Genomic DNA, 16,773 nt, shown 5'->3' with positions numbered 1-16,773 from the left:
TATTTTCCTATACGTGTATTGCATAATAATAGTGAGGTCAAATGAGCTGATTTAATTTACTCTAATTTTTTTGTATGAAATGATGCTAAACGGTATGGATATCAAATACGCAGCAGACAATATAGGAAATACTATCCACGGCATTATTAATAGCAAGATTATTAAGATAGTTAACATTAACATTATAGGCAAAATCTTATTGCGTTGTATATGCATATGTTTTAGCACAAACGTTGGAACACGGCTTGCCATTAAGATACCAACAGATATCATATAAATTGCAATAAGCCAGTAATTCTCATGTAAATCTAATATCTGGAATGAAAGAATCATTGGGGTTATACAAAGGCAGGCTGCTGCAGGCATTGGCACTCCTATAGAGAAGTTCTTGGGATCTGAACGAGATATATTAAAGCGTGCTAACCGAAACGCTGCACATGTGATGAAAAGTAGTATTACAGCCCAACCGACGCCTTTATATGGAATTTGGTATAAAGACCAGAGGTAAGTTACAATCGCAGGAGCAACACCAAAACTCACGAGGTCAGCTAGCGAATCTAACTGTGCACCAAATGCTGTGGTCGCATTCAATAATCTGGCGAGCCTGCCGTCAAGGCCATCCATGACAGACGCAACTATTATTAAGATTGCTGCAGTATCAAATTTGTCATCAAGAGCATATCTAACTGCTGTGATACCTAAACAAAGAGCAAGCATCGTTACGATGCTTGGGAAAAGCTGTGATAGCGGAACTGTAGGTATCTTATATTTTTTATTTTTTAGCATTTTAAAATTGTGAATCGATATAAAATAATATAACCGAGTGTTAAAAACTTATGAACAACATGCAGTAAAAATATACTATTTGTTACAAAAAGCAATTATCTATTAAAGAAAATCTGTTACGAGAAAAGAATCCTGATAGCAAGATGATATTACATTACAATACTATAAGGCATATTTCTCTAGTTTGTACGAACATTATTTACTGCAGGTAAATGAAGGGTTGGTATTATGCGCGTACGATGGTTGCAGGCAATTATAGTGTACTGAAAGTTCAGCAAGAAAAGTGGTAAAATTGTCAAAAGCCTTATGGATTTTGTTAAATAGTATTTGCTAGGTACAGGACAAATTATATATCCGAAAATTAGCGCATCAAATAGATTTTTGACAGACAGACAAGTTAGGCTTTAAAAAGAGCTAGGAAGAATGGTGCGCCAAGTGTTAACAAGATACGTAAGGATCGTTCTAAAAGTACCAATTATGAAAAGTGTGACGGAATATACAGAGTTAGCAACGGTGGTTAAGCGTTCTGTCCCCAAAGCTCTTTTAGCCACCGAAGCAGACCAAAGCTGGACTCACTTTTATTAAATGTATTCTTGCTATTTGCCCATTGCTGGGCGCCATAGAGCGCCATTCCTATTGCAGTTGAAAATTCTGTCCCTGTGTTTTGTTCAGGAAGCCCTTCTATAAACTGCGGTTGTCCTAGCCTCACCTTTGTAACGAACATATAGCTAAGCAGTTCTTTTATTCCATTGAGTTTTGCTCCTCCACCAGTTATTACTATCTTATTATTATGTACATCAAACTTATTTTCTGCCAGCTTTGATTTTAGTAACTCAACTATTTCTTCAACTCTGGAGCGAATAATTTCAACCAGTAGAGCTTTATTAATTAGTATGCTTTCTGTCTCGCCGTCTTCTTCGTCAGTGATTTCCATGATGTCTTTATTGTTATCTGTAGTAAGTATAACTGTTCCATACAGATTTTTCACTCTTTCTGCTGTTGTCATGTTTATACAGAGTCCTTTGGCGATGTCGTTTGTTATATGACCCCCACCTATCGGGACGCCATCGGTAAAAACCATTTGTGAATTATAGAATATCGATATAGAGGTGCATCCAGCTCCAAATTCTATTAAAGTAACTCCAAGCCTCATTTCATCTTGAGTTAAGCAAGCGATTCCAGAAGCATATGAAGAAGATACATATCCTTGAGGTTCTAACTGACATTTAGCAAGACAGTTCGTTACATTCATTATTGTAACAGATGGTGCGGCCACAATGTGAAGCTCGGCCCCAAGTTTATTGCCGTACATGCCAAGAGGAGTTGTAATACCACGATTCCCGTCTAGTATGTAATCATATACGAAAGAATGTAAAATCTCTAAATCCTGATTTGAGTAACGTTCTACTGCGTTAATTAGTAATTTATGAATGTCTTTAGAGTTAATTTCATGTCCCATCACTGACAAATCTGAGCTGTTTCTACGGGAAATTAGATTGCTTGGAGATATAGCAACATATACTCTAGTTATACGTTCACCAGCTGCATATTCAGCAGTTTCAATTGCTTGCACTATTCCACTTATTGCAGTCTTAAGGTCTGTGATAACGCCTGCCTTAATTCCACTAGATTTGTTATGCCCAATTCCTATGACTTGCAAATCGTCTTTCAGAACTTTGCATACTAAACATACGATTTTTGAACTCCCTATTTCGAGAACTACTAATGTATTGCTACGTTGTTTTAGCATTATCTATAATTTAATTTATCAATTTAAGTGCTTACTTTTTATTTACAATAATATTACAGAAAAACAAGAGTTTAGAGTTGTTACCGAAATTAAAATTTTGTAAGAACATAATTTATAAGTATTGGTATGTGTATATTAGTCATACTTTTCAAAATTAGCTTAATCACAATGCTCCTTATGTATTTTTTTAACACTTGCGTACCATTCTTTCTAACTCTTTGTGCTGCCCCACTTCGTATCTAGGCACTGCTGGCAAAGCCACTTGCACAGGCCTTTTTTGCCTAATTTTCCATATCATATCAAAGCCCACAAATCTGAGCTTCGTCTTTTTAGAAAATTCAAGCACGCGCATGGTAGTATATGCTGTTATTTGGAGGATTTGGTATTACTTTGTGAATTTCTTTGTAAATATATATTAGACGTAGAAATTCGCTTGCGCTCCAAAAAATCATGCCCTCAAAATCCGCGCGTGCTTATGAAGGCATTGCATACTAGTTAAACGCTAACTATTCATTTATTAGTGGTATATCGGCAGCTAATTTGCATAATCTTCTGCAAAGTGATGGATCTGATGCATCGCGGAAGAAAAATGTAATGATATCTACTTATATTGATGCGTAATAATAGATTACCAGGAGCTTATAGACTACGCCATAATGCGCCAATATTCTGAATAATTATTGTAAAGATTCCTCCAGGTTTCACATCACTTGTAACAACCAGCGGCACTTCACGATCAAGCTTATCATTTAAATAAACCTTAATGACGCCAACTTTCTGGCCACTATGCAATGGAGCCATGAGTGGATCATTATACTGGGCGACTGCTCTGATTTCATCTTTGCTTAACATCTTCGGTATAACAATCTCTAAATCTTTTTCAATAGTAAGAGAAACTTCAGAAAGAGTTCCATGCCATACTGGAGCAGATACAACAGAACTTCCAGCTTTAAATAAGATCAAATTTTCAAAGCTATTAAGTGCGCATAATATCACTTTTGTCGCTTCAGTAGCTCTTTCTTTTTCAGAAGCTAGACCATTGATCACTCCTATAATTCTTCTTTGCCCCTGCTTAGCGCTGAATATCAATCCATAGCCTGCAGCATCTGCATGCCCAGTTTTGAGACCATCAACCCCATGTTTCCCTAATAATAAATTGCGATTCTTTTGTGTTATTTTGTTATGCGTAAACTCAGTTTCTGAGAAGTAATGATAGTATTCAGGAAAGTCTTCTATGATTTTAGAAGCGAGGTGTACAACGTCTGCGGAAGTCATAAAATGCCCATCTGTAGGTAATCCAGTTGCATTTTTGAAATGCGAATTTTTCAGTCCTATCTTTTTAGCCATTTCATTTATCTGATTTGTGAACATAGATTCGCTTCCAGCAATCCACTCGGCAAGTGCTACGCTGGCGTCATTTCCAGACTGCACTATTATTCCACGCAACAAATCCTCAACCGAAACAGAAGAGCCTAGGTTCAAAAACATTTTTGAGCCCTGCATACGCCAAGCTTTTTCACTCACAAGCACTTTATCATCTAGCTTTATCTTTCCATTTTTTAAAAAATGGAAAGCCATGTATAATGTCATCAACTTGCTCATTGAAGAAGGAGCCATACGTTTATAAGCATTGCGCTGCATTAAGACAGACGATGTATTATAATCAACAAGTAAGACATATGGTGCATGCGTTAAGTTTGTGACAGTATCTCTAGCTAAGGACATAGCGCAAGGTATATATGCGCATATAATAAGCCATGCTGTTATGGTAATTGAAAGTATATTCTTCATCTATCTACTTATCTAATGGTCTATTTTTTTTGTTATAGTAATAAAAGACTTGGCTCCAGAATTTATCAATGAGCAACAGTTTACCATATATTAAATAACATTTACAGCAAACCTATAAGAAAAGCGCATGTCAATTCGATATGCTCATAAATGGCGTGCGTATACAGAGATTTTATGCTAGCATAATGTATCAGTTACGCTATTTTGACTATCAAAATGCTTAGAGTATTGGCATTCGTTATACAGCGTGATGCGGTAGTGATTAGGTTCAAAATCATAAGTGCAGTATCCCTCCTGTAAATGAAGAGCTGGTATATACATGATAATATGTTTATCTGCCAAGTAATTCAAATACTGAAGGTGAGGTTGCAAACCGCTCTTCTACTTAAGTCTGATGTGACTTGCAGAGGATAATGCGCAATTTTGTATTTGATAGCTAATTTTTCGAGTTAAAATCGCCATAGCGAGGTTTTATGCAAAAAGCTGCAGGCGTGATTATATTGATTTTATTAACGATTGCAAGCAGTATCAGTTATGCGCTGCGTGTCGAAAAAGTCAGGACTTTTAGTGATTGGGATGTTGTTATTGCAAATAGAAAAGAGAGTTGTCTAAACAACTTATACTTTGCATATGCTGTATCTGCTCCAAAAAGAAGTGTCAGCTTTAAGGATGGTATTGCGACTCATGGAGTGGCTTATGCAGTGGTATCTTATGTTATGAGAGGTGCATGGACATTTAGTATTAGAACAAATTTGTCGCAATCACGGGAAATGCGCTTTGCTCTCACTGCAGGCGGAAGAGCTTATACTCTTTCTGACGCACGTGGAATGCTGGCATTGACCACAAGTAGTAGTCAAGATGTCTCTATTATCAACAATCTTATAGATCACTCAGATTATTTTGAAGTGCATGCACGTTTTAATGATGAACATGTTGCTGTTGATACATACTCCTTGGATGGTCTCATAAATGCTCTGCAGTATATAGAGCAAAATTTTGCAAATATTTCTTGTGCAAATTAAAATTAACTCTCCCATTTCCGTCAATAATCGATTATAATCCACAACCATATATATTGAAAATTGACCAGGATTTATAATCGGATAAGAAGTAATGATGATCAAAAATGGACTATTTACCTCAGAATCAGTATCTGATGGACATCCAGATAAGATATGCGACCAAATTTCAGATGCAATATTAGATACGTGTCTTGCGCAAGATCAAAATAGTCGCGTAGCAGTGGAGGTAGGTATAAAAGGTCATAAGCTATGCATATTTGGTGAGATAACTACAGAAGCTGTGTTTGAATATAAAGACATAGCACTAAGTACACTTGCTTCTATAGGGCATAGCAGTACAAAGTGGGGGCTGAATCTTGATCAATTTGAGATTATAACTGAGGTCAGTAGGCAATCTCCTGAGATTTCCTCGGGAGTCGATTCAGGTCTCAAAATGGGGGCAGGAGATCAGGGTATGATGTTTGGCTTTGCTTGTAGTGAAACAGAGCAGGATATGCCGCTTAGCATTATACTTGCAAATCAACTCATGCAGAAGCATAAGAATATCAGAAGCACAAATGACTTTGCATTTCTTGGCCCAGATGCAAAAGCGCAAATTACTATTAAATATAGGGATTGGGAACCAATTGGGATAGATTCTGTTGTATTTTCAACTCAGCATACGCAAGATGTATCGCATTCTTTATTACAAGAAGCTGTGATAGAGCAAATAGTGCGGCCTGTCGTTGCTGATTATATGTCTGTTGATACAACTATACATGTAAATCCAGCAGGTCCTTTCACTATTGGCGGGCCACTTGCTGATGCAGGAGTCACTGGAAGGAAAATTATAGTTGATACTTATGGTGGGCATGCAAGGCATGGAGGCGGCGCATTTTCTGGCAAAGATCCGACAAAAGTTGATAGATCAGGTGCGTACGCTGCAAGACAACTTGCAAAACAAATAGTAGCTCTTGAGCTTGCCTCTATTTGCGAAGTACGTGTAGCATACGCTATCGGAATTGCAAGGCCCATGGCAATTTCTATAGACACGCTTGGAACAGGCATTGTAGATGATGATCAATTATTGAAAATGTTCTCATGTAATGTTTATGATCTATTTCAGCCATATGTGATAATAGAGAGATTAGATTTGCAAAAGCCGATTTATAAAGATTCCGCAACGTTCGGTCACTTCGGCAGGAAGTGTTTTCCTTGGGAACAACCTATGGATTCATTAATTCAAGATGATTAGATTGTATAGGCGCTAGTGTTATAATTTTGTTAATTCACTATGATAGACTGCTTCTTCAAATTCTCCTCCAATGAGACAAGTGCAAGGAGCGCAAGTATACCAAAGAAGTGCATGAGCATATTGAAAGCCACTGAGTGACAAAGCAATTGGTTGCTTGGAACAAGTGTTTGAAGAAGAAGTCTAGTAAAAATTGGCTATATGTCTTATGACTCTGCCTTCATAAGTGTACATGCGAAGATTTTAAGGGTATGATTTTTTAGAGTGCCAGTTGAATTTCTGCCTCAAATACTTTTATATATTTTTGCGAGGAAATTAACGAATTAATACTTGAAAATCAGGCCAAAAAGGTCTGCGCAGCGTCTATGGAATAACTATTTTTGCAATACTCTTCAACTCAATATAAATAAGCATATCTCTGGTTTATCTTTATTTTTGATCATTTTTTCTATGCAAGCAGATTATCAAAAATTACAGTATATAAACACTCTGTTTGGAACAGAAGACGAGTTGTTAGAAAAAGTTAGACAAAGTGCGCCCAAGCACTTGAGACATATGCAGCTTAGCAAGTCAGAGTTGCAATTGCTTTCTGTGATAATAAAGATTTCTGGGGCAGAGCAAATACTTGAAATAGGTACTTTTGTTGGGGCCTCTACAATAGGGATTGCACAGATATTACCAAGAGGTGGTGTAGTACACACAATAGAGAAGTCAGAGAATTTTTTTGCTATAGCAAAGCAAAATTTTGAAAATACTCAGATGCTTGGGAATAAAATAGTGCCGCAGCGAGCAGATGCACTCGACGCATTGAGAGATATGGATTTGAGAAATATAGACGCTATATTTATAGATGCAGCAAAGGCAGAATATCCAGCTTATCTAAACGCAGTATATCAAAAGCTCAGATCAGGAGTGCTAATAATAGCAGATAATACGCTGCTTTTCGATGCAGTATGGAATGATAAGCAGAATGATAAAAAGTGCAAAAAAATGAGAGCCGCTATGAGAGAGTTTAATACTATGTTGAGTGATAGAAGTTTATTTGAGCCTGCGTTCATTCCAACAGATAGCGGCATGACGATTGGAATTAAAAAATAATTTGTATATGGCGCTATCAGTAATGTTTACAATGGACTTCTTCGAACATCTGTTCCAGCAGCCAATTGCTTTGTAGTTATGTATGTTCCTTGCGATTATTTCACTGGAATCGAGTTTGAAGAAGAAGTTTAATTTATATGAACTTCATGTGAATTTATGATAGCAAAAATCGTATTATCATTGGCTTTATTATATTCCACTACTCCATATTCAGATGTGGAACATAGTAAAATCGCTATATATACATCAAAGGAACAGGAATCAAGTAATACAAACTTAGAAGATACATTCAAAAAGCGTGAAGAAAGGCTGTTTTCGCTAGTCAAATGTATGGTATGTGCTGGAGAATCTATAAAAGAATCTAGAACAGAATTTGCAAGTACTGTGCGCACTTTTATAAAAGCAAAGATAAGGTCTGGTAAAGGTGATGATGAAATAATCGAGTTCTTAAGGAAAAAGTATGGCGAAGAGATAGTGTTTCAGCCATCTTTTTCGATGGCAAATATAATACTTTGGATTGCGCCATATTTGGCATTATCTATTTTAATTTTGTTATTTGCTATCAAGCATAAAAACAAAAAGTAAACAAGCTTATTTCATGTTAGCTAAGGTTAAATAATGAGTTATGATTTAGTCGCCTGTAACTCTAATGAACATGGGATTTATCTTGATCTGCGAGCAATTGTGCTGCACCGAAAGTCCAGCAGAAAAAAATGGCAAAATTGCCAAAAATCTTATGGATTTTGTTAAGTAGTATTTGCTAGGCACAGGACAAATTATATATCCGAAAATTAGCCATGGCGTGGTCTAAAGCTAATTTTTGTACATTTAATTTGCCGCAAAAATTTATTTGCGCAGCAAAGCAATTTTTGACATATAGGCTGTTTAACTTACGCACATATGAAGTGAAACTTCGAGGAGCTGGAAAAAACTAAGATGGTAGGTGCTGCCATAGCTGCAGTAACATGTCCATCCTGCAAAAATCATTGAATTTTCGTACATCTTTATGAAGTGTGTAGCAAAAACATCTCTTTGCAAATAAGAAACAAGAAGCTAAACTGCATGTGACACTATATCTTTGCTTCAACACTAACCAATTTTTGTAACTCTATATGTCTGATTATTTACAAGGGTATCTTTCCATTCTTATATTTATGGCGATTGCTTTTGGTCTTGCGTTTATTTTAGTGGTACTGCCATTTATTACAAATCGCGCAAAGTCGTACTCAGATAAGGTATCTGCTTATGAATGTGGTTTTGAGGCATTTGCAAGTCCGCGTTCCAGATTTGACATCAGATTTTATTTAGTTGCTATTTTATTTGTAATATTTGACCTTGAAATTGCGTTTCTCTTTCCATGGGCAATTAGTTTGAAAGCGATTGGGATGTATGGCTTTATCTCTATGATGATATTTCTTGTTGTGCTTGCTGTTGGCTTTATATATGAATGGAAAAGCGGAGCTCTGGAGTGGGAATAGCTAATTGTTTTTTAGCGCAGCATATAGCCCTGTCCTCAAATAAGGGCGCGTGCGAGAATTTTCATGGCATGATTTTTTAGAGTGCCAGTTAATTTCTGAATCAGATATTTTGATATATTTGTGAAGAAATGTAGGAAGTAATATGGAAAATAGTGCCAAAAGGAGCTGTAAAAGTGGCTTGATGAGCAGTGCCATAGTTTAATACCAACTCCCGCAAATAACAGCACATCTGAATGTAATCTTTTTTGAAAATTTAAGTGCGCCCTTCGCCGCTGGACTTCTAGTATAGATGACTCAGATCTCATGCTAATTTTTCTAAAAAATACTTGCCCATATATTCTGTTATTTGTGGGAATTAGTATAACGTCAGTTTCCGATTAATAACACGAGTGTATAGCAGATTTTTTAGCAATAGCACAGTTAACAGTGCTATATTTAGGCGAATTAAAATAATTGGCAACTAGCATTAGTTTATATTCATTAGCTTTTGAATTTGATGTATAATGACAATAGCGCAGTTTTTATATCATCATGGCTTAGACTGACTGCGCAAAGAAGAATTTTGAAATTTTAGTTCATTACATAGTATGATTTCGCATAACCATTACCCAGTTATTAACCAGAACCAAGATATATTGCTCAGCAATGTTGGGGATGAAATAAAGAATAAGGGGTTTTTAACAGCGAAGCTTGATGATTTAATTAATTGGGCGAGGACTGGTTCACTTTGGCCCATGACATTTGGACTTGCTTGTTGTGCAGTTGAAATGATGCATGCTGCAGCTAGCAGATACGATATGGATAGGTTTGGCATGCTTTTTAGACCGAGTCCGAGGCAGTCTGATGTAATGATAGTAGCTGGGACTCTGACTAACAAAATGGCTGCAGCTTTGCGGAGGGTTTATGATCAGATGCCAGAGCCTAGGTGGGTCTTATCTATGGGAAGCTGTGCAAATGGTGGTGGCTATTACCATTATTCATATTCTGTTGTGAGAGGCTGTGATCGAATAGTCCCTGTTGATGTGTATGTACCAGGGTGTCCGCCTACTGCAGAGGCATTAATGTATGGTCTGCTTGTATTACAACGCAAGATAAAACGTACAGGAAAAGCAATATACAGATAGAAGTTAGATTTAGATGCATTTTATTGATGAAGCGAAGATTTATCTTAAGGCCGGGAAGGGCGGAGATGGAGCAATGAGTTTTCGCAGAGAGAAGTTTATAGAATTTGGTGGGCCCGACGGTGGTAATGGTGGGATAGGCGGTGATATAGTGCTAAGAGCGGTTGATCACTTAAATACACTCATAGATTTTCGTTATAAGCAACACTTCAAAGCTCAAAGTGGTAGCAGTGGAGCTGGGGCAAAATGTACAGGGGCTTCTGGCGAAACTATGTTGATAGATATTCCTGTAGGGACTCAAGTGTTGGATGAGTCAGGTGCCGTTCTGTTGCATGACATGATAGAAGTGGGACAGGAAGTCGTCATAGCTAAAGGAGGAGATGGAGGCCGAGGTAATCACACATTTAAAAGTTCCGTAAATAGAGCGCCGAGAAGAACTACTCTTGGCAAAGATGGGGATGAGCTGTGGGTATGGCTGAAGTTGAAATTACTTTCTGATGTTGGGTTACTAGGCCTGCCAAATGCTGGTAAGTCGACATTTTTATCAGTTGTTACATCTGCAAGGCCAAAAGTGGCAGATTATCCATTTACAACTCTGCGGCCGCAACTTGGTGTTGTCAGAGCGAACCATAGGGAGTTTGTCATCGCTGACCTTCCAGGGCTCATAGAAGGGGCAAGTCAAGGACATGGTCTTGGTCATAGATTTTTAAAGCACATTGAACGTTGCAGAGTTTTGTTACATATGGTAGATGCTACTGGACAGGATGTTTTGCTAAGCTATCAAACCGTACATAATGAGTTAAATTCGTATAAGGAAGAGCTGTGCAATAAGCTCGAAGTTATAGTACTAAGTAAAAGTGATTTAGTTACACCACAAGATCTAGAGGAGAAGACATCTATATTAAGCTCACATACAAACAAACAAGTACTTACTTGTTCTGGAGCAACAAGAGCAGGAGTAGAGCATATAATAATGCAGCTGTTTAAAGTATTGTCTATAAGTTAGTTTGATGGGGTTAAAATTCTAGCTTTTAGATTTAGATGGTCAGTCCCTTGCATTCTAAAACGAAGTGCAACAATCCCAGTCTGTCTATAAGGTAATTTAAACAAATATTTGATCTGATGGCACATGATAATTATATCATCACAAGTATTTCCGAATCCTTCCTTTGCCACAATACTTGATCAACACATCCCTTTCTTGCTCAAATACAAGATAAATATTACCTCTATTTACTAAATTTGTGTTATATTCCGACCAGTTGTGTATCTTGTGTTTATTTGCTATTGAAATACCAGCTTTGTTAGTTTATTTAGCTGATCTATTTAGCGATAAACTAAAGGATATGTATTATGCAACAATGCCGGCCGATCTAAGGGCTAATTTTTGCACATTTCACTTCTCCACAAAAATTGATTTGTTTGCGTATATAAATTTTTGGTGTATAGACCAATGATTGTTGCGATACATGAGATATTGCAACCGCTATTTTCATATAACATTTTCAGCTAAGAGATCAGCTGCTAGGTATAATGACCCACATACAAGTATTCTGAAATTCCTATTTCCTGCATCTTTTGTGATTAAATCAATAGCATGCCTTAAACCTTCACATTCCTTTGCCCTGAAGCCCATCTTTTCTGATACAAGTGCTATGTTTTTAGCTGATTCGCTTAAAGGTTCTGATATAACTTTAACAGCACATAACATTTCAACACATCCTAAAAAGGGTGCTAAAAACCCCTCTATATCCCTTTGCTTAGTTCTGCCATTTATTAGATAGAGTAATTTATCTTGTTCATCTAACTGCGCAATGCTTAGTGCAAGCATTTGAGCACCACCTACATTATGAGCACCGTCAACCCAAAGTTCAGAACCTTGAGGAATAAGAGAATGCAGCACTCCGCTTTGCACGAGCTGCATCCTTGCAGGCCATGAAGTATTTTCTATACCGTTTCTAATATTTTCAATTGAAATAGTGTAAATGTTGCTTAATTGTTGTACAGCGGCAACTGCGCAAGCAGCATTCATTATTTGATGTATTCCCTGAAGAGAGGGATTTGGTAATTCTAGTATATTATCATGCGTAATAAACAAAAAACCATTTGCTGTCTTCTGAAAATTCCAATTTTGTCTGCAAACAAAAGATGGGACTTGACGCAGCATGCAGCAATTATGTAATAGTTCAAGAACATGTTCTTCTTGCCAACCAATTACTGTGCATAATGAACCTTGTTTTATAATCCCAGCTTTTTCGGATGCTATCTGACATAAATCATAACCAAGGTATTCTGTATGATCTATTGATATCGGCGTGATTACAGAGAGAAGCGGAGATTCTATTACATTTGTTGCATCTAACCTTCCACCTAGACCAACTTCTAACAGGACTACGTCAGCTTCAATCTTGGAGAAAGCAAGAAATGCCATTGCAGTCGTGCCTTCAAAAAAGGTCAACTCAAGATCACCAGCGGCAAATCTACATTCTTCTGCGATTTGGTAAAGAAATTCGTCTTCGATTTCTTTGCCAGCTATTACTATACGTTCATTGAACCTTACTAAATGTGGCGATGTATAACGATGCACTGAATATCCAGCAGATTCAAATATTGCCTTTAAATATGCTATAGTTGATCCTTTTCCATTAGTTCCAGCAACATGTATTACATGTGGAATTTTTTTTTGTGGCTCACCAAGTTTTGATAAAAGAGCTTTAATCCTCCATAACTCAAGGTCAATGACGCTTTTTCCATAAGGAATTGGCCAATGCGGCATCTTAACCATAAATCTCCTAATACTTGAGATATGAACAACAAAGACTGATACTTTAACGCGAATTGCTGATTATAAAATATCAGCTAAAGCAGCATAAAAAGTCATGTCAAACTTTGTCTTTTGGATAAATTTGAAGTCAGCTTTTTACCTGAAATAGCAGCTATATTACGGAGTCCAGACGAATAAATTTTTATTCTAAATGCTCGCTTGTCATTCCTACTTTATAGTGTTTTAGCTATAATCAGCAACTTAAGCAGTCTGTCTTTCAAAAATCGATTTACTGCACAAATAAATTTTTGTGGCAAGTTCAATGTACAAAGATTAGCTTTTAAAAATGCCATGCACTGATTTTCTGATATAGACCTGCGACAAACCGGCAAATCCAATTGCGCAGACCTTTTTTGCCTAATTTTTCAATACATTTCGTTAATTTCTTCGCAAATATATATAATCAGGGAAGTTAAAGATGTTATAGACTGATATATGGCTTTTAAGTTTAAAGCTAAAATTTATGTCCTTACTCCATATTTCTACGCTTTCTAGTATACCGTAAATTTTGCTTGAAATATGTAATATCTCCAACTTCCTTGACTATAAAAGTATTCACAGAAATTAACTGGCGCTCTAAAAAATTATGCCTTCAAAATCCTTGAACGTGCATTTTGTTAACAACAATAACATATAGACGCAAAGCTCCCTAGAATAAAGGAAGCCATCGTCTATAGTTGCGTCTTAAATTTATAAAAAACTGAGCTTTTTATGAGTATGTTTCAATTGGCTAAACTTAAAAGCCCATATCATCCATACCACCATGCCCATGCATAGGAGCGGCAGGTTTCTTTTCAGCTTTCTCAAAAATTACAGCTTCTGTTGTAATCAACAAACCTGCAACCGAAACTGCACTTTGCAGAGCACTTCTGACAACTTTTGTTGGGTCGATAATCCCAGCTTGATAAGCATCAACTACCTGCATATTTTGCGCATCAAAGATCTTTTTGTTGTCACTCGCTTCTAAAAGCCTTGCAACTATCAACCCTGAATCAATACCAGCGTTTTCCAAGATCTTGTGTATAGGAGATGAAAGTGCCTTTCTCACAATATCAATACCAGCATCTTCATCAGCATTTTTTCCTTTTATTCCATCTAAAGCTTTTGATGCATAAAGTAAAGTACACCCGCCTCCAGGGACTATTCCTTCTGCGATAGCAGCCTTAGTTGCGTGATACGCATCCTCTACTCTATCTTTTTTCTCTTTAACTTCTACTTCTGTAACTCCGCCTACCTTAAGCACTGCAACACCACCAGAAAGCTTAGCAAGTCTTTCTTGTAGTTTTTCTTTGTCATAGTCAGATTTTGTATCAGCGATTTGAGTTTTAATTTGCTGACGACGTTCATCTATTTGCTCTTTTTTGCCTGAACCATCTACTATAGTCGTATCATCTTTAGTAATGACTACCCTTTTTGCAGAACCAAGATGTGCTAATGAAACATTCTCAAGCTTGATTCCTAGGTCTTCGCTGATCAACTGACCACCTGTCAATAATGCTATATCCTCAAGCATAGATTTTCTTCTGTCCCCAAAGCCAGGAGCTTTTACAGCAGCCACCTTCAAGCCAACACGCAACTTATTGACAATTAACGTTGCAAGTGCTTCTCCTTCCACATCTTCAGCTATAATTAACAGCGGCTTACCTGTTTGCACTACAGATTCAAGTAGTGGAACCATTTGCTGTATATTACTAATTTTTTTCTCAAATGTTAGAATATAAGGATTATCAAGTTCGCATGTCATTTTTTCCGCATTTGTGACAAAGTAAGGAGAGAGATATCCTCTATCGAAGCTCATACCCTCAACAACATCTACTTCAAATTCATCACTTCTGTTTGCTTCTTCAACTGTTACTACGCCGTCTTTGCCAACTTTTTTAAATGCTTCTGCTAACTTTTTGCCAATGTCATGATCTCCATTTGCAGAGATAGTAGCAACTTGTTCAACTTCCTCAGAAGATGCTATAGCTTTTGAAACTTTTTTGATCTCTTCTATGATTACTTTAGATGCTATATCTATACCACGTTTTAAATCCATTGGATTCATACCAGCTGCAACAGCTTTAATACCGTTTTTAGCAATTGACCTAGCTAGTACAACGGTTGTAGTTGTTCCATCTCCAGCATTGTCATTTGCTTTGCTAGCTGCCTCTTTTAAGATCTGAGCTCCCATATTTTCAACTTTATCCAAAAGCTCAATTTCTTTTGCAACACTTACACCATCTTTTGTAATCTTTGGAGCACCAAAAGATTTCTCTATAATGACATCACGTCCTTTCGGACCAAGAGTTGCACCAACAGCCTCATATGCCGTCTCTATTCCTCTTAAAATTTTATCACGAGCCTCAGCTCCTTTCATTATGATTTTTCCAGCCATATTTTATCCTAAATACAAAGTAGTTATTTTTACCATCTAAGTCTTCTACACCACAATTGTGGCAAAATTTAGTCAAAAACTTGTAAATTACTCTTCAATAATAGCAAGCACATCTGACTCTTTGAGTACAAGATACTCAACTCCGTCGATCTTTATCTCTGTTCCGCCCCATTTAGCGAACAAAACTTTATCTCCGACCTTCACATCTAGCGGATGAATTTTACCTGATTCATCTCTAGTACCACTTCCAACAGCACACACCTTCCCTTGCATAGGTTTTTCTTGAGCTGTGTCTGGGATGATTATTCCACCAGCAGTCTTAGTTTCCTGCTCAACTCTTTGCACAAGCAGCTTATCGTGCAATGGTCTCACTTTGATTTTCATATTCTTTTACCTCGCCTGAAATAGTATTGTTTCTTGATATTTTGCTATATAGTAAGATGACATTACGATTTCAAGTCGCATCTGAAACAAATTTATTAATTGTGCTATTTCTATACCAAGATGCGTGGTCAATTTTTTTAATGACTGCTCATAAGAGTAAATGAATTTTCAATCAAATGCATTAAACTCATTAAATATCTTGTAATTGCTTTTCAAATTCAATATTTTGTCTTTCATATTAGTTATAACCAGAGTGTATGATAGATTTTTTAGCAATACAAATGAGTTAGTGTTAGCTACAAACATATCTACTCCCTGCAAAAATAGTATGAATTTTATATTTCAAAAACTTTAGGAAGCTCGCTCTTTACTCAATTTTACACATATTGAAACGAGTGGCTTAATTATAAAATAATTTGTAACTTGCGTTATCATAATAAGAAGAAATTTAAGTCAAATCATGATTTCTAGACTTACGCTCTATTTCGTATATTATTATTTTTTTGTAAGTCAGCCTGCGATATTTTGCAGTCGTCTAATAGAGTCATAAAGATTATTATGTTATACTGAAATAGAATGTAAAATTCTGTTCAAATAAGATGCATAAATGTTTGAGATATGCCGCAGGCAAATGAAGAATTAATGTTTATTAGCCCGTATTCAAAAGAAGCTAAGAAGAATGATAGCATATGTGTATACGTAAATACATAAGAAGCATTTTGACGGCGCAATTTTGAAAAGTATTATAATGTGTATAAAAGCACTTGTGCATTTGTAATAATTATTTCTCATTTTTTGCAAAGAAAATTTTAGATGTAGTAATTCGCCAAACGTAATGTATTCTAGCACTAGGTTCATTACAGGTATTACTTACTTTTTTTTATTAACTAGTCTGTTCGTCAAAAATCAAT

At 36.5% G+C, this 16,773-nt stretch carries 13 protein-coding genes; 7 read left to right on the top strand and 6 right to left on the bottom strand.

Features of this window, described 5'->3' with window-relative positions; genetic code table 11:
* Positions 1-51: 51 nt before the first annotated feature.
* The 3 genes from pssA to AACL20_RS06710 form a co-directional block, all read right to left on the bottom strand.
* The gene (pssA, locus tag AACL20_RS06720) at positions 52-786 is read right to left on the bottom strand and encodes a CDP-diacylglycerol--serine O-phosphatidyltransferase (RefSeq protein ID WP_339052132.1); all 735 of its coding nucleotides are present in this window, start codon (positions 784-786) and stop codon (positions 52-54) included.
* Between the two features lie 517 nt (positions 787-1,303).
* The gene (gene ftsA / locus AACL20_RS06715) at positions 1,304-2,536 is read right to left on the bottom strand and encodes a cell division protein FtsA (protein ID WP_339052131.1); all 1,233 of its coding nucleotides are present in this window, start codon (positions 2,534-2,536) and stop codon (positions 1,304-1,306) included.
* A gap of 639 nt (positions 2,537-3,175) precedes the next feature.
* Complete coding sequence (locus AACL20_RS06710) at positions 3,176-4,261, bottom strand: D-alanyl-D-alanine carboxypeptidase family protein (RefSeq protein ID WP_339052130.1); 1,086 nt, start codon at positions 4,259-4,261, stop codon at positions 3,176-3,178.
* Positions 4,262-4,800: 539 nt separating this feature from the next.
* On the opposite strand from AACL20_RS06710, the gene AACL20_RS06705 reads away from it, so the two are divergent.
* From AACL20_RS06705 to obgE, 7 genes are all read left to right on the top strand, one after another.
* Positions 4,801-5,349 (top strand): hypothetical protein, encoded by a 549-nt coding sequence (locus AACL20_RS06705; RefSeq protein WP_339041412.1) that lies wholly within the window; start codon positions 4,801-4,803, stop codon positions 5,347-5,349.
* A 94-nt stretch (positions 5,350-5,443) separates the two neighbouring features.
* Positions 5,444-6,583 (top strand): methionine adenosyltransferase, encoded by a 1,140-nt coding sequence (gene metK, locus AACL20_RS06700; RefSeq protein WP_339052129.1) that lies wholly within the window; start codon positions 5,444-5,446, stop codon positions 6,581-6,583.
* Positions 6,584-7,030: 447 nt separating this feature from the next.
* Entirely contained in the window at positions 7,031-7,678 is a 648-nt protein-coding gene (locus tag AACL20_RS06695; RefSeq protein ID WP_339052128.1) for an O-methyltransferase, read from the top strand.
* Positions 7,679-7,834: 156 nt separating this feature from the next.
* The gene (locus AACL20_RS06690; protein ID WP_339052127.1) at positions 7,835-8,263 is read left to right on the top strand and encodes a cytochrome c-type biogenesis protein CcmH; all 429 of its coding nucleotides are present in this window, start codon (positions 7,835-7,837) and stop codon (positions 8,261-8,263) included.
* 527 nt (positions 8,264-8,790) lie between these two features.
* Positions 8,791-9,156, top strand: coding sequence for an NADH-quinone oxidoreductase subunit A (gene ndhC / locus AACL20_RS06685; RefSeq protein ID WP_339041361.1), 366 nt, complete (start codon positions 8,791-8,793; stop codon positions 9,154-9,156).
* Positions 9,157-9,743: 587 nt separating this feature from the next.
* The gene (locus AACL20_RS06680; protein ID WP_339052126.1) at positions 9,744-10,280 is read left to right on the top strand and encodes an NADH-quinone oxidoreductase subunit B family protein; all 537 of its coding nucleotides are present in this window, start codon (positions 9,744-9,746) and stop codon (positions 10,278-10,280) included.
* A gap of 13 nt (positions 10,281-10,293) precedes the next feature.
* Entirely contained in the window at positions 10,294-11,283 is a 990-nt protein-coding gene (gene obgE / locus AACL20_RS06675; protein ID WP_339052125.1) for a GTPase ObgE, read from the top strand.
* A gap of 486 nt (positions 11,284-11,769) precedes the next feature.
* Here obgE and AACL20_RS06670 read toward each other — a convergent pair whose 3' ends face one another.
* The 3 genes from AACL20_RS06670 to groES form a co-directional block, all read right to left on the bottom strand.
* Positions 11,770-13,062 (bottom strand): folylpolyglutamate synthase/dihydrofolate synthase family protein, encoded by a 1,293-nt coding sequence (locus tag AACL20_RS06670; protein WP_339052124.1) that lies wholly within the window; start codon positions 13,060-13,062, stop codon positions 11,770-11,772.
* A 775-nt stretch (positions 13,063-13,837) separates the two neighbouring features.
* Complete coding sequence (gene groL, locus AACL20_RS06665) at positions 13,838-15,478, bottom strand: chaperonin GroEL (RefSeq protein WP_339052123.1); 1,641 nt, start codon at positions 15,476-15,478, stop codon at positions 13,838-13,840.
* An 87-nt stretch (positions 15,479-15,565) separates the two neighbouring features.
* Positions 15,566-15,862 (bottom strand): co-chaperone GroES, encoded by a 297-nt coding sequence (gene groES, locus AACL20_RS06660; protein WP_410519910.1) that lies wholly within the window; start codon positions 15,860-15,862, stop codon positions 15,566-15,568.
* Positions 15,863-16,773 lie beyond the last annotated feature (911 nt).

It is taken from the genome of Candidatus Lariskella endosymbiont of Epinotia ramella (assembly GCF_964019805.1).
Lineage (GTDB): Bacteria > Pseudomonadota > Alphaproteobacteria > Rickettsiales > Midichloriaceae > Lariskella.
The sequence above is the reverse complement of the archived record's forward strand: the minus strand, read 5'-3'. Positions and strand labels throughout refer to the sequence as shown.